This window comes from Sinorhizobium sp. RAC02, assembly GCF_001713395.1.
Classification (GTDB): Bacteria; Pseudomonadota; Alphaproteobacteria; order Rhizobiales; family Rhizobiaceae; genus Shinella.
Genome location: NZ_CP016452.1, coordinates 188,491 through 201,035 on the forward strand (window position 1 = coordinate 188,491; position 12,545 = coordinate 201,035).

The 12,545-nt window shown below is 59.7% G+C and carries 10 protein-coding genes; 7 read left to right on the forward strand and 3 right to left on the reverse strand.

The window, feature by feature from the left end:
* The first annotated feature begins 90 nt into the window (after positions 1–90).
* From BSY16_RS22105 to BSY16_RS22130, 7 genes are all read left to right on the forward strand, one after another.
* Positions 91–831, forward strand: coding sequence for a DUF1236 domain-containing protein (locus BSY16_RS22105; RefSeq protein ID WP_171902473.1), 741 nt, complete (start codon positions 91–93; stop codon positions 829–831).
* 70 nt (positions 832–901) lie between these two features.
* Complete coding sequence (locus BSY16_RS32530) at positions 902–1,078, forward strand: hypothetical protein (protein WP_171902474.1); 177 nt, start codon at positions 902–904, stop codon at positions 1,076–1,078.
* Complete coding sequence (locus BSY16_RS22110) at positions 1,078–1,380, forward strand: hypothetical protein (RefSeq protein WP_069062032.1); 303 nt, start codon at positions 1,078–1,080, stop codon at positions 1,378–1,380. The genes BSY16_RS32530 and BSY16_RS22110 overlap by 1 nt, the downstream gene beginning before the upstream one ends.
* A gap of 80 nt (positions 1,381–1,460) precedes the next feature.
* Positions 1,461–2,081 carry an aldehyde dehydrogenase iron-sulfur subunit PaoA gene (gene paoA, locus BSY16_RS22115; protein ID WP_069062033.1) on the forward strand — a complete coding sequence of 207 codons (621 nt, stop codon included), beginning with the start codon at positions 1,461–1,463 and terminating at the stop codon, positions 2,079–2,081.
* A complete protein-coding gene (locus BSY16_RS22120; protein WP_069062034.1) occupies positions 2,078–3,028 on the forward strand; it encodes an FAD binding domain-containing protein in 951 nt (316 codons plus the stop codon). The genes paoA and BSY16_RS22120 overlap by 4 nt, the downstream gene beginning before the upstream one ends.
* A gap of 2 nt (positions 3,029–3,030) precedes the next feature.
* Positions 3,031–5,229 (forward strand): aldehyde oxidoreductase molybdenum-binding subunit PaoC, encoded by a 2,199-nt coding sequence (paoC, locus tag BSY16_RS22125; protein WP_069062035.1) that lies wholly within the window; start codon positions 3,031–3,033, stop codon positions 5,227–5,229.
* A gap of 670 nt (positions 5,230–5,899) precedes the next feature.
* Entirely contained in the window at positions 5,900–6,400 is a 501-nt protein-coding gene (locus tag BSY16_RS22130) for an RNA polymerase sigma factor (RefSeq protein WP_083243215.1), read from the forward strand.
* 1,734 nt (positions 6,401–8,134) lie between these two features.
* Here BSY16_RS22130 and BSY16_RS22135 read toward each other — a convergent pair.
* The 3 genes from BSY16_RS22135 to BSY16_RS22145 form a co-directional block, all read right to left on the reverse strand.
* Positions 8,135–9,577, reverse strand: coding sequence for a DUF1254 domain-containing protein (locus BSY16_RS22135; protein WP_069062036.1), 1,443 nt, complete (start codon positions 9,575–9,577; stop codon positions 8,135–8,137).
* Between the two features lie 144 nt (positions 9,578–9,721).
* Entirely contained in the window at positions 9,722–10,477 is a 756-nt protein-coding gene (locus tag BSY16_RS22140) for a hypothetical protein (RefSeq protein WP_069063629.1), read from the reverse strand.
* A 197-nt stretch (positions 10,478–10,674) separates the two neighbouring features.
* Positions 10,675–12,462 (reverse strand): adenylate cyclase, encoded by a 1,788-nt coding sequence (locus BSY16_RS22145; RefSeq protein WP_069062037.1) that lies wholly within the window; start codon positions 12,460–12,462, stop codon positions 10,675–10,677.
* Positions 12,463–12,545: the final 83 nt, after the last annotated feature.

Consider the following 12,545-nt stretch of genomic DNA (forward strand, 5'->3'; position numbering starts at 1 on the left):
CCCCATCTCCGGAACCCTGTCCGGGCGCCTCCGTTGACGACTCCGTGTGCATTTGGAGCGCGTAGAGCAACAACGGAAGGAATGAACCTCATGAATATTGTCCCGAGAAAAACGATCGCCGCTGTGCTATTGAGCGGCACTGCCTTCATGGGTGGAACGGCCATCGCACAGGACGACCAGCCCGTCGGTGGCGCCGGCACCCCGCAGAACGGCGCAAAGGTGATCCTCCCGCAGGGCGGAGCGTCCGGCGAGGTGGACAAAAGGGCCGGCGCGAACACTTCGGCGGGGGGAGTTGATGTCGGCGCCGATGCTTCCGCGACAAAGAAGCTCGAAAACGGTTCTGCAGCCGAAAGTTCTGCGCAGGCGGAGAGCAGCGGCAGCAATGCCGAGACCGCCGGATCGGCGGGTACCGCCATGGACGAAGATAATGCCAAGTCCCCACAGCTTGACGCCAACGGGCAACCCTCGACGGCCGCAACTGTCGAGAAGGATGCAGAAGCTTCGGCTGACGCGCCAGCCACCGAGCAATCCAACGAGGCCGCGACAAGCGAGCCGTCGAACGAAACCACGGCGAGCATCGATATTACGACCGAGCAGCGTACAGAGATTCGCAACGTGATCGTCGAAACCAAGGCCGAGCCCGTTGATCTCGATATCGAGGTTAATGTCGGCGTCGTCGTTCCCCAGACGGTGGAGCTTCGTCCGTTGCCGGCCCGCATCATCGAAATCGTACCGGCCTACCGCAGCTACGAGTATTTCGTGCTGGCCGATGGCCGCATCATCATCGTCGAGCCTGGGACTTTGAAGGTGGTTTACGTCATCGCCGCGTGATCGACGAGTTGAGGCCCTGGAGAGGGGCGAGCATCACCGCCCCTTCGAACGTCCGGAAAGGAAATGGATTATGACGAAACGCGCGTTCGATAGAGCGACCGATCAAAGATTCAGCGTGGGCCTTCCCGTGGGAATTATCGTCTTTTGCATGCTTGGAATTTCCGCCTATCTCGTTGTTCTGGGCGTAGAGATCCCGCCGCCCGCAACGAAGGTGTATTTGGCTTCGGACGTTAACGGAAATCCGTGATGTTTGGCATCGCGCTAGAACGTCTATCCGCAACACTCCTGGAGTTCGCACAAATGAGCAGGTCTGGCTATCGATATCTCCTGACACGGTTGGAGAACAACGAACCAACGATCGCCTCGCTCGAGCAGACGATTGAGGACATCAAGGCCGTTTTCGCTGCCAGCAACGTCCCGATCCCGGAGGGGCTCGCCGAACTCCACCAGTCCGGCACATTCAAGATCGTCAATGAGATTCCAACCGGCAAGATCGAGACCATTCTCATGGCGAGAGCAGAAAGCGCCGGAGCCCCTGATTCTTCTTGAGATAGAGACGCATTGCAGAACCTCGATTGAAAACGAGGCCAAATGAGAAGACGGTTGTTGCGCTTATGGATTGGTCCTAGTTGGAACTTTCACGTCGGGAACTTCTTATATCGTCAGCCGCAACGGTCGTCGTCTCGGGGACGGCGACCCGTAGCGCGGCTAACCAGCCAGCCGGAGACGATATGAAACTGACGACGCCTATAGTGCTTACGGTCAACGGCGAGCGGCGGGAACTGGAGGTCGACAACAGGACGACGCTTCTTGACGCCTTGCGGGAGCACCTGCATCTAATCGCGACGAAGAAGGGATGCGACCACGGTCAGTGCGGCGCATGCACAGTCATGGTCGAGGGTCATCGGATCAACTCTTGCCTGACGCTCGTCGTCATGCACGCAGGTGAGGAGATCACCACGATCGAAGGTCTCGGCCAGCCCGGCAACCTCCATCCGATGCAGGCGGCCTTCGTAAAGCACGACGGTTTCCAGTGCGGCTACTGCACGCCCGGCCAGATCTGCTCCTCCATCGCAGTTCTGGAAGAGATCAGGCAGAACATCCCGAGCCATGTCACCGGCGATCTGACGGAAGCTGTCAAGCTCACTGCCGCCGAGGTCCGCGAGCGCATGAGCGGCAACATCTGTCGATGCGGGGCCTATTCCAATATCCTGGACGCCATCTCGGAAATCGGAGGCATCGACGCATGAAAGCCTTCACCTTTGAACGCGCCGCTTCCGTCGAAGACGCCGCGAGGTCGGCGGCATCAAACCCGGACGCGAAGTTCATCGCCGGTGGCACCAATCTCCTCGACCTGATGAAGCTGGAGATCGAACGGCCGACGCATCTCATCGACGTGAACGGGCTCGACCTTGACAAGATCGAACGGACGTCGGAAGGCGGCCTGCGCATCGGCGCCCTTGTGAGAAACACGGCCCTCGCCGCGGATGAGACAGTGCGTCGCGATTACGGACTGCTGTCGCGCGCCTTGCTCTCAGGCGCGTCCGGCCAGCTCCGCAACAAGGCGACCACGGCCGGAAACCTTATGCAGCGCACCCGCTGTCCGTACTTCTACGACCCAAATCAGCCATGCAACAAGCGCCAGCCCGGCAGCGGCTGTTCGGCGATCGGCGGCTTCACCCGCCAGCATGCCGTCGTCGGAACGAGCGACGCCTGCATTGCCACGCATCCGAGCGACATGGCGATAGCCATGCGGGTTCTCGACGCCAAGGTGGAGACCGTCACGACCGACGGAACGAGGCGCTCCATTCCGATCGCGGACTTCCACCGGCTCCCGGGAGAGACGCCGCATATCGAGACCGTTCTCAAACAAGGCGAGTTCATCACCGCGGTCGTCCTGCCGCCATCGATCGGTGGCAAGCACGTCTACAGGAAGGTGAGGGATCGCGCGTCCTACGCCTTTGCTCTCGTGTCCATCGGGGCGGTCATCCATCCAGATGGAACCGGTCGCGTCGCCGTCGGCGGCGTCGCCCACAAGCCGTGGCGCATCGAAGAGGCGGATGCAGAACTGAAGAATGGCGCGAGGGCTGCCGCCGCCGTCCTGATGGCGAACGCGCGTCCGACCGAGCAGAACCGCTTCAAGGTCAACCTCGTCGAGCGCACGCTCGGCGCCGTGATCGCAGAGGCAAGGGGATAATCATGCAGTTCGACAAACCGGCAACGACCAACCCGATCGACCAGCTCAAGGTCGTCGGCAAGCCGATCCACCGCACCGACGGCGAGATCAAGACGACCGGACGGGCGATGTACGCCTACGAGTGGCACGACGCGAACACGCCTTATGCCTACGGCTACCCCGTCGGCTCCGCCATCGCCAAGGGCAAGGTGAAGTCCATCGATACGGCCGCCGCGAAGAGCGCGCCCGGCGTGCTCGCAGTCGTCACTACGCTCGACGTCGGCGACCGTGAGAAAGGCAAGTTCAACACTGCCAAGCTGTTCGGCGGATCCGAGATCCAGCACTATCATCAGGCGATCGCCGTTGTCGTGGCCGAAACCTTCGAACATGCTCGTGCCGCCGCTGCATTGGTGAATGTGGACTACGAAGAGCAGGACGGGATCTACAGTCTCCGAGCGGCCATGCCTTATGCGAAAAAGCCCGATGAATCGACGAAGCCGGACACCGCGGTCGGAGACTTCGAGAGCGCCTTCAGGTCTGCGGCCTTGACCTTGGAAGAGACTTATACCACCCCTGATCAGTCGCATTCGATGATGGAACCGCATGCATCGATTGCGCTCTGGGATGGCGATGAAGTAACCGTCTGGACGTCCAGCCAGATGGTCGACTGGTGGCGCACCGACCTGGCGACGACGCTTGGTATCAGGAAGGACAAGGTCCACCTGATGTCACCCTTCATCGGCGGCGGCTTCGGCGGCAAGCTCTTCCTGCGCGCCGATGCGGTCTTGGCGGCCTTCGGCTCGAAAGCAGCCGGCCGCCCGGTCAAGGTCGCCCTGCCGCGTCCGATGATGCCGAACAACACTACCCACCGACCGGCGACGGTCCAGCGTATACGCATCGGCGCTGACCAGGATGGCAAGATCACCGCAATCGCGCACAAAAGCTGGTCCGGCGACCTCGAAGGTGGCGGGCCGGAGGTCGCGGTCAACCAAACGCGCCTCCTCTACGCCGGTGCGAACCGGATGACGGCCCTGCGTCTGGCGACGCTCGACCTGCCGGAAGGCAACTCGATGCGCGCGCCCGGCGAGGCGCCGGGTCTCATGGCGCTGGAAATTGCGATCGACGAAATCGCCGAGAAGGTCGGCATGGATCCGATCGAGTTTCGCATCGTCAACGACACACAGGTCGATCCGGAAAATCCGGAGCGGCCGTTTTCGCTGCGCAATCTGATCGGCTGTCTCAACCTCGGAGCAGAGAAATTTGGCTGGAGCCAGCGGCCGAAGACGGCGTCGCGCAGGGAAGGCAACTGGCTTGTTGGCATGGGCGTCGCGGCCGCCTTCCGCGACAACCTCGTCATGCCCTCGGGAGCACTTGTTAAGCTCGACCGAGAGGGCGTCGTCACCGTCGAGACGGACATGACCGACATCGGCACTGGCAGCTACACTATTATCGCCCAGACGGCCGCCGAGATGATGGGCGTCGGCATCGACAAGGTGGCGGTGCGGCTCGGCGACTCGCGCTTTCCCGTATCTGCGGGTTCCGGCGGTCAGTTCGGCGCGAACTCATCGACGTCAGGCGTCTATGCCGCATGTGTGAAACTGCGCGAAGCCGTGGCCAGCAAGCTCGGCTTCAACTCGGACGGGGCGGTGTTCGAGAACGGGCAGGTCCGCTCCGGCAACCGTTCCGTCCCGCTTGCTGACGCGGCCGGCGACGAGGGGCTTGTCGGCGAGGACACGATGAAATGGGGTGATCTGACCAAGACGCACCAGCAATCGACATTTGGCGCGCATTTCGTCGAGGTTGGCGTCGACATGGCCACCGGGGAGACCCGCATCCGCCGGATGCTTGCCGTCTGCGCTGCAGGTCGCATCCTCAACCCGATCACCTCGCGCAGTCAAGTCATCGGTGCGATGACCATGGGAGCCGGCGCCGCGCTGTCGGAGGAGCTTGCGGTCGATACCAGACGTGGCTTCTTTGTCAATCACGACCTGGCAAGCTATGAGGTGCCGGTGCATGCAGACATCCCGCATCAGGATGTGATTTTCATGGAAGAGACAGATCCGATGTCGTCACCCATGAAGGCCAAGGGCGTTGGCGAGCTTGGCCTCTGCGGCGTGTCGGCGGCGATCGCGAACGCAATCTACAACGCGACCGGCATCCGCGTCAGACACTATCCGATCACGCTCGACAAGCTGATAGATGAGTTGCCTGAAATACCCTGAGGTCGAACAGACTGGAGATGCCCCTGATATCGTCCTTGATGGATTTACGGTTCCTACCGTCCGGCAAACAATACCGGTCAGCCGTTTAACGGCTGCCCGAGACGTTAGTGTCGATGATTGGAGTTTGATACGCCTTCTGCTCCCAGCATGGGACTGCCCGGCCAGCCTTGTGCTCCCAATATGGGACAAAATCCGCGCAATTTGCATCCCGCTGTGGAAAGACGGAAGCGAAGCATCGTTAAATTCTCGGGCCCCTTGACGCGACGCCAGCAGACTACCTGACAGCGGCTCGCGCAGGGTTGATGCAGAACGTCCGCTAGGAAGAATCGACATTCACCGCGCCCAGATCATTGCTGCGACGAGATAGACGACGCCCTCGAAGTGAATAGTCCTGCGGTCGTAGCGTGTCGCGAACCGGCGGAAGTGCTTCATTCGGTTGAAGCACTGTGATTAAGCGTTGAAGTCTGCCCCCTTTCGGCGCGGACGAATTACCCCGATCTTCATAGATTAACATGCTGATTAATTTGTGGTTTGGGCGATGTGACTAGGTCAACCGTCGGCGCCGATGGTGGGGTCAAACACCACGCCGAAACACATAGGGGTACATGGCCTCGACCGCATCGTTGGCATACGTTACCGACGATGGATCGAGACCGGCGTGCTCGAGGCGATGCTCGAGGCGATGCTCGAAACTTTGGCCGAACTCGTCGAACGGGATCAGGAAGCCTGTGAGCGGGCGATCACGCGCACCCACCTATGGAACGGCGAAGGGCGGTTTGAGAGCTGGATATACACAATCACACGCAACCTGTGGATCGACGAAATCAGAAAGCGCAGGGTGCGCACCGGCAGTGGCACGGTCGATGCTTCCGAGCAGGATGAACTATTGATCGAGGCATCCGGCGAAAGTGCTGTTTACGCCAATCAGTTGCAGACCATGATCCTCTCCATGCCGGAAGGTCTAGCGAGCGTATTCCTGCTGGTAAACATCGAAGGGCACAGCTATCGGGAAGCTGCTGGTGTCCTGAAGATACCGATCGGCACGGTGATGAGCAGGCTTTCGATCGCGCGCATGCGTCTGGCCGCAATGATTACTGAGACCACGCCAAAGTTTGAACGTCACGGAACACGTCCATCCAGTCCTGGAGGTTCGTCTCGCTTCCAAAGTTGACATTGAACTGAGGGAATTCGGCAGCTCATATCGCACCAAATCGGAGAGGCCCCAATACTAGCGACCAACCTAACGAAATCGGCCTGCCGGGTGGTGTCGGTTTTGGCGAAAATCCAGTCCAGCGCGTCACCAGGTCGAAAGACAGTTCCTTAGTCTTGCCGCCGCACTGAGACCGGTGAGATGAACAGGAATGACATGGGACTCGGGGTTTCTGCCACGACGTGATGCTTTGGCTCATCAACGTTGGAGTGAGGAAGCGAGTCGATCCCATCCTTCTATGGGATTGTGCAAAAAGGCCGAAAGCGTCTGCTTCCAGCCTGAGACTTCTTGAGCGGCGTCAAAAGCGGCTCGCATTACACATTTATGGTCGCCCGAATGACGGGCAAAAACAAGTGACCGGCTGCATTTAAGATAAAATTGATCTGTCGCGCTTCAGATATTGCTTACCACGACGCCCCTCTCAATCATTGGTAAGTTGGATCAGTCCCGCGCGTGCGTATCTTGGCATCGCTCCATGAAGGAGCCGATTCGAGGATACAAATGCACATGCAATGCTCTCGCCGTCCCGCCCGAGAACTTGAGCCTGCCGAACGGCTGAAACGCGCAATCCGCACCATCGACAAGCGCCTCGAGCAAACCCGGCGGGCCGATCAGCCCATCCCAATGAACGTGCACCGCGCGCGCGGCATCCTGTTGAACGCCCTCGCGCGCTGCGAGAGACCTGATGCCGACCAGCGGTCAGCATTGTTCACTTCCGATATTGTACGACCCGATGCGGAATTCAGGCCGCGTCGGTCGTATAGGGGCCCGGTCGAGCGATACGAGGCGCTCCCGGGCCTTCGCTCGCCATTGCCCGAACCTCAAGATTTTACGGGTTGCGTCGTGCATGCCCCGGCGACAAATTCACGCGCTCGCGAATCTGTCTGCGATCTGCATGCCTATGAGAGGACACGAATGGCCTATGATTGGACCGGAGAAGCAACCCGGAGAAAAAGCCGCTTGAAACTCGCATCGGCAGTGCTTTTGAGCCTTGCCGTTGTTGTCGGTGTGCCCGCCGTGGTCGTGGGATTTCTGTAAGCATGGCGCCAGTCTTGAATCAAATTTGACGACGTCAGTCGTAACCGTAGGTCGCTCCATCACCCGCGGCCACGGACGCCTTCGCACCGGGCAAGTCAGCTTGTCCGCTGTCTGTGCGCGACTATTGAGCGGTTTAGGGACCTAAATGAATGAGTGCGAGAACAAAAAACAGGTGGTGCGCGGAGCCGTCCAGCATGCACGCGCGCCAGCACGTGGATTATCGCCGCCTGTAGTCCGACGAACTCCACGCACCGGCCAGCGAGGGTTCCTCCGTTGTCGATGATGCGGGTTTCGACCACGGAGTTCGGAAGGTCGTGCTCAGTACGGCGATCACGTTATGGACGAGAACCCGGAAACCGTAAGGCGATGGGAAGACGCATGGCGGAACCATGCGTCAGGTGACTATGAATCGGCTGTCGCTATTCAGGTCGATTTGCAGATAGGCGGGCGGATTTCGCCAGAGCGGTCGAGACGAATGCCATGACCACGATCGTTACACCACGTGCTAGACATCCAAGATGCGTGCACCTACCCGTTCATTGCGCTGATACCTGCATGGCGGCGCTCGTCCGAGTAGGACCCCGCAGGTCTCCCGCTCCGACAGGCGTCAGTGTCACAGCTTCTTACGCGGAATTAACGTCTAGCTTTCAGCGTCTTCTATGAGACCCGCTCCACACCGGGCGGCTGCCATGTCCCCTTCCCCGCCGGCAGGATCGATGGCGCTTCCGTCTTTGGCCAGTACAGGCGCATCACGAGATAGATTGTACCGTCCGGGGCCGGAAGCCAATTTGCTTCCTTATCCGCACCGGGGCTGTCTTTTTGAATGTACAGTGTCAGCGAGCCATCGGCGTCCTTCTTCATCTCCGACAACATCGGAGAGTTGATGAGGTAGCGATTGATCGGGTTCTTGACCAGGAACTGGCTTTTGCCATCGTACATTGTGACGGACCAGAACGAATTCACCGGCGGCAACTGATCGGGTGCGAAGGTGATGGTGTAGTTGTGCTTGCTGCCGTCGAGCGGTTCACCAGTCGAATCCGTCCGGGTGTAGGGGTACATGGCCTCGACCGCATCGTTGGCATAGAGACCTGCCTTGGCAGCCCCGGCCCGCATTAACCAGTCGCCGTTGTAGAAGGCTTCGTCACCAAAGAACGCGCCGACGTTCCAGCCGTTGATGCTTTTGTTTCCGCTGGTTAGCCAACTGTCTATTTTATCGTTACCTTGCTTCATGCCTATCAGCATTTCGGCCTTATGTTCGAGCGATAGATCCTTAAACTCGAAGATCTTGCCAGGGCCGATGCCAATCTTCGCTAGTTTTGCACGAATCTCGCTATCCCTTGGCGTTTCAGGAACGAACTGCAGCGCTGCGTCGAGATACTGGAAGAAGTTCTCCTTGATCCCGGCGGTAGTGGCAGGAAGAAACTCGATCTCCGGCGCGGCGCGCAGAGCGGGTTGTTTAAGAAAAGCAGAAAGCGGTTGCGCCTTGTATCCGGCCTGGACCTTTTCCACGTTCGGCATATCTTCGACATTGATGAGCTGGGTCCGAAAGTTGGCGAATACGAATGGGGTCGTCGAGGAGAAGACTTGCTTGATGCCGTCGGGCTTCTCGCCTTTCCAGTCGGGGCCGACCACAAGATAGTCGCCCGGTTCGCTCCCCGTGGCCCGCGTCCCAATGTAGCCGAAATTGTAGGTGTTGCCGTCGACCAACTGAACCGAGTAATAGCGGCCTTTTTCGACCGTCGGCACCGAGATGACCATCGGTTCAGCGCGCAGGTCCAGCCAGAGGATTGAGTAAGGCGTGTCGCTGTTCGGCGTAATGATCGCTGTATCTTCAGGGCTTGCGACCTGATGCATGTTGTTGATTTCGTTGAAAGGCGCCTTGAACTGTCCGGAATTCCTGTCTACGGCAAACTCCTGCATGACCGCATAGTTCATCACGAGCGGCAGGCCATAGATGAAGCCTTCCTCGGCGATGCCCTTGGCCTCCAACAGGCCGGGCCATTCGGCTTTGTCCTGCGCAATCACCGGGACAGACTTCGCCGTCGCGGCGACGAGTGTGGCCATCGCGGCAGAGCGAAGCAGAGCGCGTTTTGTGAGCATTTGAACGTCCTTTCGGTTCGCAGCGTGCGCCAGCATGCGCAGGTAGCAGGATAAGTTATCGATCGGCGGACAACGGTTGAACTGCGCCTGTCGAGCGCCAGCTATGAACACACGCCCTCGATGTCTCTTCGCGGTTGTTAGCGCCTATTTCGGAAACAGGAACGTCAGCCCGAGACGGAAGCCAAGCCCTTCGGGACCGTTGTCTGGAGCGGCTGCCCAGTATCGAAGCCCGGCGGTTACACTGATCGGCTGCTCGTTTACCCTCACCAGCTTTGAAACGGTCAGATTGATAGGTACCGACCATTCCTTCGCTTTCCAGTCGTATGTGGATTCGGTGTTCAGCGCGAATGTCCATGCAGTTGGCGTTGTGTAAGAGAGAAAGGGCTGCACGAACGTGTTACTTATGTCGTTGCGATCCTCGTTGCCCGCGAACGACCAGATATGGTTTGCCAGTGCGCCATAGGTCCAGGGCCCGTCCTGTTTTAGCGCGACAACGGTCGGCCCAGCGCCCCATTTCTCGCCGCCAAGCAGATCGTCGGTCGCGGTCGGTATCAGGAAGACGGGACCTGCGCCCCAGATGAGGCCGCCCTCGGTCGGCTTGGAAGGGGACAGGAAAAAACTCTGTACGACGTCGCCAAGGCCGAACTGCGACCCAGATGGCCCGGCGATGTCGTCCTGGTAGGTTACGGGCAGGATCGTGCGGGAGATCAGGTTCCAGTCGGCGTTCAGTGAGATCGGAATCACGGGTTGGATATTCAGCGTCGTCTTGTCGCCATCGAACGGGCCATAGCCGTGATCATGGTTCAATTGGAACGGAACGCTAATCAGCGACGCGATCGGGTTCGAAAGCTTCTTGGCGAGATCAGCGCTGGAATCCTGACTGTAGGCGGTCGATCCCATGCCAAGCGCCGCTGCGACGGCGAGCGTCTGAGCTGCCTTTCGGTGCCGGATGCGGGAAGATGCGGTTGTGGCCAATTTCACTGTGCTCCGTCTGATACCGAGGTTGACGGTGAACCAGTCTCGGCATCACCTCATGCGCCGCCAGAGTTGAGGTAAATCGTTGAAAAAGAAACGTATCTAACTGTAGCATACGACGTTCACGGGCGGTCTAAAGCCTCGGAGACCCTGAACTCAGCTTCCACATCCGTTGCGCTTGGCACTGGCAGTCCAGCCCGTCGGAGCGCCACGATAATGCGCATGCTGTCTTGTGGGGATAGGTTTCTCTTCCGGTTCTCGGCTACGATGTTGGGAAGATAGTCGGGGCGCATTTTAATGAACACCTCGCCCTCGTGCCTAGCCTCCTCTAACAGCCCGGCCTCAGAATAGATGACCGCTGCAACGCCGTGGAAGAGCGGGAATTTCTTCAGGTCGGCTTTGCGAATCAGTCTCACCGCCTTGTCATGATCCTGGAGCATGCTGGCGATCAGGGCGCGCGTTCCGAAGTAATATCCGGCCCCGCCGGGGTTTAGCTTAATTGCGCGATCCAGCAGTTCCGCGCCGCGCTCCCATTGCCCCGAAAACGCGATGCGGGTGCCGAGTTCTCCGAGGAACTCCGTGTCGTTCGGATTGGCGGCCAGCGCCTCCTCTCCGACCTCGAACGCCTCTTTGGTCTCGTTACGGAAGAACAGAGCCATCATGAGCGCTTGCAGGGCACGCGTGTTGCTGGGCTCGAGCGAGACCGCCCGCCGCGCCGAACCGAGAGCGCGATCCATCGCGGAACCCTTGTGCTTCTGCGGATTGAACTCGAACCGGTCCTCGTCGAGATGGAGGAAAGAGAGCATCGACCAAGCCGTCGCGTAAGCGGGGAAACGCGCCACCGCGCGCTGCAGACAGTCGCGCGCGATCAGATGCGCTTCCGGATTCAGCTCCTCGCGGTAGGCATAGAAGCGTAGCGTGCAATCATGCACGCCAAGGTCTGCCGGCGGCGGGTTGGCCGCTAATGATTTCGCGATGATGCCGTATGGCTGGGCGATGACCGTTGCCACCTTGCTGGCGACATCGGTCTGGATGGTAAAGAGTTCGTGCGTGTCCAGATCGTCTTCGTAGTGCTGCGACCACAGGATCGATCCGTTGGACGTGTCGACGAGACGCACGGTCACACGGACCTTGTCGCCCTCGACGCGGACCCCGCCAGCGAGAAGGAAGTGCGCGCCAAGACCCTCGCGCACCTGCGATGCCTCTATGCCGGGCTGCAGTGCCTTTGATGTCTCGCGGCCAAAAACAGTGATCTCTTTGAAGCGGGGAACGGCAGTGAGAAGCTCTTCGGTTAGACCGGCGGCATAGCGTGCAGCCAGAGGGCCTTCGCCCAGGTCCGCAAAGGGTGCTATCACAAGCATCGGCTCGTCCGGGATTTGTCCGGCCGACCGACTGGCGACTGGCCCCGCCATGTAGTAGCCAAGACCCACGCAGACGAAAGCCGCCAGCAGAGCCAGAATGGGCCACCCCAGACGCCGCCACGCGGACTCCCCTTGACTGGCGACGTCTTGGTTTACCTTTTCGTCGGCCGACCCTGCCGGCGCGTCCTTCCATGTGAAGGTCGGCGCGTAGCCGCCCTTGGGGATGTCGATGCGGATAGGATCATTTTGCCCTGCAATGAGATAGTAGCGTTCGATGACCCTGCGCAGACGTCCGGCCTCGATTCGGACGACGGGATCGTCCTGAGAGAAGTTCGGGCTTCGGTTGAAGACTTCGATGGCGACCGAATACGCCTTGAGACGGTGCGCCCGGCCCGCAAGCGCTTCCTCGGTGACATATTTTAGGAAGGCTGCGCCGCGCCCTGTGTTGGGGAACTCGCGGCTGGAGACAATCCGCTCAAGCTGCGCCCTGACCTCGTCGTGGGTCGGACAGGGGCGCTCTGCCCGATTATCCGGCAACGAAGTCTGCATCGTGCGTCATCCTTGTGCGCAGTTGCCGCTAAAGCATGCCGCGCAGAAGTATGTAGCGGCTTTGCAATAGAGACGTGCGATAA

Bases quoted from the DNA above. Each gene is read 5' to 3' on its own strand.
- BSY16_RS22145 (WP_069062037.1), bottom strand. From the start codon at position 12,462: ATGCAGACTTCGTTGCCGGATAATCGGGCAGAGCGCCCCTGTCCGACC.
- BSY16_RS22130 (WP_083243215.1), top strand. From the start codon at position 5,900: ATGCTCGAGGCGATGCTCGAAACTTTGGCCGAACTCGTCGAACGGGAT.
- paoC (WP_069062035.1), top strand. From the start codon at position 3,031: ATGCAGTTCGACAAACCGGCAACGACCAACCCGATCGACCAGCTCAAG.
- BSY16_RS32530 (WP_171902474.1), top strand. From the start codon at position 902: ATGACGAAACGCGCGTTCGATAGAGCGACCGATCAAAGATTCAGCGTG.
- BSY16_RS22140 (WP_069063629.1), bottom strand. From the start codon at position 10,477: ATGGGATCGACCGCCTACAGTCAGGATTCCAGCGCTGATCTCGCCAAG.
- BSY16_RS22110 (WP_069062032.1), top strand. From the start codon at position 1,078: ATGTTTGGCATCGCGCTAGAACGTCTATCCGCAACACTCCTGGAGTTC.
- BSY16_RS22120 (WP_069062034.1), top strand. From the start codon at position 2,078: ATGAAAGCCTTCACCTTTGAACGCGCCGCTTCCGTCGAAGACGCCGCG.
- BSY16_RS22135 (WP_069062036.1), bottom strand. From the start codon at position 9,577: ATGCTCACAAAACGCGCTCTGCTTCGCTCTGCCGCGATGGCCACACTC.
- BSY16_RS22105 (WP_171902473.1), top strand. From the start codon at position 91: ATGAATATTGTCCCGAGAAAAACGATCGCCGCTGTGCTATTGAGCGGC.